Raw genomic sequence first — 6,373 nt, 5'->3', positions numbered from 1 at the left:
AAAAAAACCTCTCAAAAGAGAGGTTTTGAAATTGAGCCGATGGAGGGACTCGAACCCACGACCTGCTGATTACAAATCAGCTGCTCTAGCCAGCTGAGCTACATCGGCGAAAAACGTCTTATAGAGCGTTTATCTTTTCTACAAGGCCTTGTGCCTTTGTTTCAAGTTCTTTTTCTATCGCTTTAAAATGTTGCTTTTTATTTTCAACATCTTTTTGGTTTATTTTCACGATAAGCTCATCAAAAGTGGTAATCGCCTCATCAACGATCTCTTCGGTTTGCTTAGGGTCTTGTTTCGGGTTTGCTAATTGGTTGATGTATGCAGCTTCAATAATGTCGCCTAATACATAATTCACATCCCTTTTTAATAATCTTTTACTTGCCATAATGCTTAAATTTCGGCTGCGAATTTAGTCTATTTTTCGATATCAATCGCTTAAAAAAACAATTTTCTATTTAAGTTATAGCTGATGATTATTTTTAAGTGCGGTTAAGGCTTCTTCAATATGTCTTCCGGAATTTATACTATTAAACTTATAAATAAGTTTCCCCTCCCTATTAAAAACGAAGGTTTCCCTGCCAGGAAGCAATCCCAGGAAATTTGGTTTCACTCCAAAGGCTTTACGCGCCTTCTTTTCCGGGTCCGATAATAAAAGAAATGGTAGTTGATGTTTAGTTTTAAATTTTGAATGAGACTCCTGTGAATCTGAACTTATTCCAATCACCTCGGCCCCAAGATCTCTAAAATCTTCATAGCTATCGCGAAAACCGCAGGCTTCTTTGGTACATCCTGGTGTGAAATCCTTAGGATAAAAATAGATCACAATCGCCTTATCGATTTCCGTGAAACTGAAATCCTCTCCTTTTTCGTTTTTCAGCTTCACATCAGGAATCTTATCTCCAATATTTAACTCCATTTATTCTCCACTATAGGTTACAAAATTCCTGGGTGTTTCATAAAGGGTGACCTCCAGATCCAGTTCAGGTTTTAATTTTTTTCGGAGTTTATTCCAGATCACTACCGCTATATTTTCAACGGTAGGATTAAGTTCCTGAAACTCCTGAAGTTCTTCGTTGAGATTTTTGTGGTCAAATGGCACCTCTACCTCTTCGTAGATCAATTCTTTCAGCAATTTGAGATCCATTACAAAACCGGTTTCCTCATCGATCTCTCCGTTCACAGAAACCACCAACTCGTAATTGTGCCCGTGATAATGAGGGTTACTGCATTTTCCGAAGACGGCTTCATTTTTAGCATCATCCCAATCCTTTCTGTAAAGGCGATGAGCAGCGTTAAAATGAGCTTTTCTGTGTACGGTTAATCTCATTGCTGAATATGTTTGTAGTATTTATCGAATATTATTTTAAACCATTCGGTATAATCATCAGGGTGTAACTCCATATCTTCTTTGATATCCTCTAAAGACATCCATTTCCAGTCGGCCACCTCATGGCGATTTGGTTTAGGGTCATCTTCATATTCCCCAACCAAAATATGGTCATACTCGTGTTCGGTTAGGCCGTTATCAAAAGGAGCACGATAAATGAAGCTTATCGTTTCCTTAAGATCGGTTGTAAAACCCATCTCTTCCATCAATCGGCGTTTTCCGGCGTCTATGTTGCTCTCACCCTCCCGCTGATGACTGCAACAGGTATTGGTCCACAATCCAGGGGAATGGTATTTTTCCAATGCCCGTTGCTGGATCATGAGTTCATTTTTACTATTAAAGACAAATACCGAAAACGCCCGGTGTAATAAGGCTTTTTCATGGGCTTCAATCTTTTCCATCAGCCCTATCTGCTCGTCTTTATCGTTAACCAGTATTACTTTTTCTTCTTTCATTTTTTTCTTTGTGTGCCAAAAATACAAATCGACTTCAGGATTAACAAGGTGTTATTCTATAATCGCAAATCTTTCTCCCTGATTATAGATCCGGCAATCTATAGACAAAATAAATTCAGACCTACGGTTGGCCTCGTGCTGTTTCTCACTGCAGGGCACTCCGTTCTTACAGTTATTTATCGGTTCAGTTTCACCATAACCTCTTCCCGAAACTCTATCTCCATCAACGCCAAGGGCCATCAGAAAATTGCGGGTCGCTTCTACCCTGTCTTCAGAAAGCTGTTGATTATAGGCATCATTCGCCCGGCTATCGGTATGAGAACGGATATCAATTAGAATCGCGGGATTTTTCAATATGAATTCAGCAATTTCAGTCAATTGAGGTTTCACCTTATCCTTGATTATATATTCATCCAGATCAAAATGAATAGGATCAATATTAAGAATATCGGTAAGTTCATCACCTATTTTCGCACCTACATTTCTTTTATTGGAATCTCTGCTTTTAAAACTTACCAGGTTTTCTTTCCTTTTAATTTCAGTAGCATAAAAACTCCAGTTAAAAAATGCTCTCATAGCAGCTACATGTGCCTCGGTTTCTCCATAAATACTGTGTCCGGCCTGATACATTACCAGGCCATTTCCAGGATTATCAAAACCATGGCCATAGATGCTTACTGCTGCTTCTCCATTAGAAATATCAGGAATATCCGGGGCATCAGGATCAAAAACCAGAACCTTAGCTCCAGATCGCCATTTATTAATGCGCTTCGGAAAAAATATCCTTTCAGAACCATTCAAGTGCGCTTTATCGGGACTTCCCAGGTACTGGGAGACGGGATCTGCAGGAAAATTATTCTCATATGGTGGCGTACCATGCCGATGCTCCCTGAAATGGACAAGTCCAGAGCTACGGGCACCGGGAAAACCAGCGGATAAAAAATTGAGCTGAATAAGTTCCTCTGAATCTTCTTGAGGACCGGAAAGGTTTTCAAGAATACTCCCAGCATGACATCCTGCCCAGATCGCACCTTTATATTTTTGGTTCCAGTAATAAAGATTTTTATGAGTATCAAATTTGGGGTCGGCGTGAGGAAGCACAAAAATATCATCACAAACCCCCAGTTCAGAAGGTTTTTTCCAACCTGCTACCCGGGAACCTCCATATGCCGAGGGAGGAATTCCTGCTGCCTTAAAAAACGGAACAGCTATATAGCCATTTTCCTTATCCAATGTCCAACGTGGCGGGAGAGTTAAACTGGTAAACACCGGGAGAACCAGGTCTTCCTGCATTTCTTGAATTATCACTCCCTGGTGTTTCCAGGCCTCAAAAGTTTCTCTTACTTGATCACTCACATAAGAAACCGGAACCAGAAAAGCCCCGGAACGGTAACCCTTCCCTCCACAGCTAAAGTCTATTCCATCTTTTGCTTTATCGGGATTGATAATCCATTTTATATCTACTTCGTGGTTTTGAAGCAAATCGTATAAAAGACCATAAGCTTTCAGAGCATTTGCATGGGTTTGCGGTCTCTCACCCATATTAATTATATAAGAACCCGCTGAAAAATTCTGATGCAAACCTTGAGCTTTCAGCGGAATAATTCCAGCAGAAAACATCAAAATAAGTCCATAAATGAAGAAGCGGCCCATAATAAGTAAAAATACGTATTGTTTAGGGCTTGAAATCTGTTTACGCTCAAATTTTAACTGAAATTTTTAGAAACAGGCGGGATAATTAGCCCGTGCCCATTTCAGGTTAATTCCTGAAAAAACTGTACTTTTGCAGCCTTAAAAATTAAGAATGAAGAGCTTTCAGAAAGAGATTAGCAGACGACGAACTTTTGGTATTATTTCTCACCCGGATGCCGGTAAAACCACACTTACAGAAAAATTGCTTCTCTTTGGTGGCGCTATTCAGGAGGCAGGTGCGGTAAAGTCTAATAAGATCAAGAAAGGCGCGACCAGTGACTTTATGGAAATTGAACGCCAACGTGGAATTTCGGTTGCTACTTCTGTTCTTGGATTTGAATATAAAGACATAAAAATTAATATCCTGGATACCCCAGGACACAAGGATTTTGCTGAAGATACCTTCAGAACCCTTACTGCGGTTGATAGTGTAATTGTAGTTATTGACGTGGCCAAAGGTGTTGAGGAGCAAACCGAAAAACTTGTTGAAGTTTGTCGGATGCGAAATATCCCGATGATCGTTTTTATCAATAAACTGGATCGGGAAGGAAAAGACGCCTTTGAACTGCTTGATGAAATTGAGCAGAAACTTAATCTGACAGTTACCCCCTTAAGTTTTCCTATTGGGATGGGTTACGATTTCAAAGGGATTTATAACATCTGGGAGAAAAATGTCAATCTTTTTACAGGAGATCCCCGTAAGGATATTGAAGAAACCGTGGAGATTTCCGACCTTAATTCTGAAGATCTGGACAACCTGATTGGGAATAAGGCCGCTGATACTCTTAGAGAAGAGCTGGAACTGGCTCAGGGAGTTTATCCTGAATTCGATAAAGAAGCTTACCTGCAGGGAAATCTGCAACCTGTATTCTTTGGTTCTGCCCTGAATAATTTTGGGGTCCGTGAACTACTTGATTGCTTTATTGACATCGCTCCGAAACCCCGCCCGAAAGATAGCGATACCCGAACCGTAAAGCCCGATGAAGAACAATTTACCGGTTTTGTATTTAAAATTCACGCCAATATGGATCCCAAGCACAGGGACCGACTGGCTTTTATTAAAATAGTTTCCGGGAAATTTGAAAGAAACAAACCCTACCTTCATGTAAGACAGGGGAAAAACCTGAAATTCTCCAGTCCGAATGCTTTTTTTGCTGAAAAGAAGGAGATCGTAGATGTCTCTTATCCCGGGGATATTGTGGGGCTTCACGATACGGGGAATTTTAAAATTGGAGATACATTAACTGAAGGCGAACAACTTAACTATCGCGGTGTCCCGAGTTTCTCTCCCGAGCATTTTCGTTATATCAATAATGCCGATCCTATGAAATCAAAGCAACTGGAAAAAGGGATCGATCAGTTGATGGATGAAGGGGTTGCCCAGCTTTTCACCCTTGAAATGAATGGCCGAAAAGTTATCGGCACAGTTGGAGCTCTGCAGTTTGAAGTGATTCAATACAGGTTGGAACACGAATATGGCGCTAAATGTACCTATGAAAACCTGAATGTTCACAAAGCAACCTGGATAGAAGCTGAGGATGAAAAGAGTGAGGAATTCAAGGATTTTAAAAGGGTGAAAGCTAAATTCCTTGCCAAAGACAAACAAGGTCAGCTGGTATTTTTTGCAGATTCGCAGTTTTCATTACAGATGACACAGCAGAAATATCCATCTCTCAAATTTCATTTTACTTCAGAGTTTTAAATTAACAATTCCCTGAAGTCTAGTACTTAAGCATTTCCCTTCAAATAAACCTAAAGCGCGTGTCGTTTAAATAGAAGTTAATTTCCTATATTTTCACCGCAAACCTGATTTTATGAGTGAAATAGATGAAATTGTTGCCCAATTTGCTTCTGCAGTCTGGGGTATTCCCTTAGTGATCTTATTAATTGGAGGAGGGATTTACCTTCTTATACTTTCCAGGTTTTTACCATTCCGCTACCTGGGTCATGCCTTGGAGGTTCTTCGCGGAAAATATAACAATCCAAATGATCCCGGGGAAATCAACCATTTTCAAGCTCTTTCTACCGCTCTTTCTTCTACCGTTGGAATGGGCAATATCGCGGGCGTAGCCGTAGCCATTGCCATTGGCGGACCAGGAGCCATCTTTTGGTTGTGGGTAAGTGCTGTAGTAGGTATGGCTACAAAATTCTTTACCAACAGCCTTTCGGTGATGTATCGCGGCAGGGATTCTCAGGGTAATATTCAGGGTGGGGTTATGTATTATATCGTGGAAGGTCTTGGAAAAAAATGGAAATTTTTGGCTATTTTTTTCAGCGTGGCCGGACTCATAGGAGCGCTGCCGGTTTTTAACGTAAACCAGCTAACTCAGGCCATCAATTTCATCCTGCTGGAACCAAATAATGTTCCTACAGGGTTTTTCACCAACCTCATTATTGGAATTATCCTCGTTATCATCACCTCCTTTGTAATCCTGGGCGGCCTAAAAAGGATAGGTTATACTGTTTCCAAACTTGTTCCGGCAATGGTGGCACTTTACTTCTTTTCGGTTTTGATTATTCTTTTCGTGAATTACGAGCAGGTGCCGTATTACATCTCACTTATTTTTACAGATGCTTTTGCTGCTGAAAATTATAAAGGAGAACCACTACTAGGTGGTGTTTTAGGCGCACTAATTTTGCTTGGGATCAGAAGAGGAGCATTTTCAAACGAAGCAGGGATTGGAACGGCCACTATGGCTCACGGAGCCAGTAAGACTTCAGAACCCATCAGGGAGGGCCTTGTCGCGATGATGGGGCCGGCAATAGATACTTTGGTCGTTTGTACCTTAACTGCGCTTACAATTCTTGTAACCGGCGTATGGCAGACCACTAGTGTTAA

Annotated in this window: 7 protein-coding genes and 1 tRNA gene; 2 read left to right on the top strand and 6 right to left on the bottom strand. The window is 40.8% G+C overall.

All coding sequences use genetic code 11. The features are described 5' to 3' along the window. Nucleotides 1-34 precede the first annotated feature (34 nt). The 6 genes from ACESK1_RS05530 to ACESK1_RS05505 form a co-directional block, all read right to left on the bottom strand. A tRNA-Thr gene (locus tag ACESK1_RS05530) sits at nt 35-108 on the bottom strand. A gap of 10 nt (nt 109-118) precedes the next feature. Continuing rightward, the gene (locus ACESK1_RS05525; RefSeq protein WP_372918740.1) at nt 119-385 is read right to left on the bottom strand and encodes a hypothetical protein; all 267 of its coding nucleotides are present in this window, start codon (nt 383-385) and stop codon (nt 119-121) included. Between the two features lie 75 nt (nt 386-460). Further along, nucleotides 461-916 carry a peroxiredoxin gene (locus ACESK1_RS05520; protein WP_372918738.1) on the bottom strand — a complete coding sequence of 152 codons (456 nt, stop codon included), beginning with the start codon at nt 914-916 and terminating at the stop codon, nt 461-463. Further along, a complete protein-coding gene (locus tag ACESK1_RS05515) occupies nt 917-1,327 on the bottom strand; it encodes a 6-pyruvoyl tetrahydropterin synthase family protein (protein WP_372918736.1) in 411 nt (136 codons plus the stop codon). Then, nucleotides 1,324-1,842 carry an isopentenyl-diphosphate Delta-isomerase gene (idi, locus tag ACESK1_RS05510; protein WP_372918734.1) on the bottom strand — a complete coding sequence of 173 codons (519 nt, stop codon included), beginning with the start codon at nt 1,840-1,842 and terminating at the stop codon, nt 1,324-1,326. Before idi ends, ACESK1_RS05515 begins: the two co-directional genes overlap by 4 nt. Nucleotides 1,843-1,893: 51 nt before the next feature. Next, entirely contained in the window at nt 1,894-3,384 is a 1,491-nt protein-coding gene (locus ACESK1_RS05505; protein WP_372918732.1) for an OmpA family protein, read from the bottom strand. Nucleotides 3,385-3,646: 262 nt separating this feature from the next. On the opposite strand from ACESK1_RS05505, the gene ACESK1_RS05500 reads away from it, so the two are divergent. Both ACESK1_RS05500 and ACESK1_RS05495 read left to right on the top strand, forming a co-directional pair. Then, complete coding sequence (locus ACESK1_RS05500) at nt 3,647-5,236, top strand: peptide chain release factor 3 (RefSeq protein WP_372918730.1); 1,590 nt, start codon at nt 3,647-3,649, stop codon at nt 5,234-5,236. Nucleotides 5,237-5,348: 112 nt separating this feature from the next. Next, nucleotides 5,349-6,373 (top strand): alanine/glycine:cation symporter family protein (locus ACESK1_RS05495; protein ID WP_372918728.1); only part of this gene is annotated, 1,025 nt, incomplete at its 3' end.

This window comes from Salegentibacter sp. (assembly GCF_041642575.1).
Classification (GTDB): Bacteria; Bacteroidota; Bacteroidia; order Flavobacteriales; family Flavobacteriaceae; genus Salegentibacter.
This window is presented reverse-complemented; position numbering and strand designations above follow the sequence as displayed.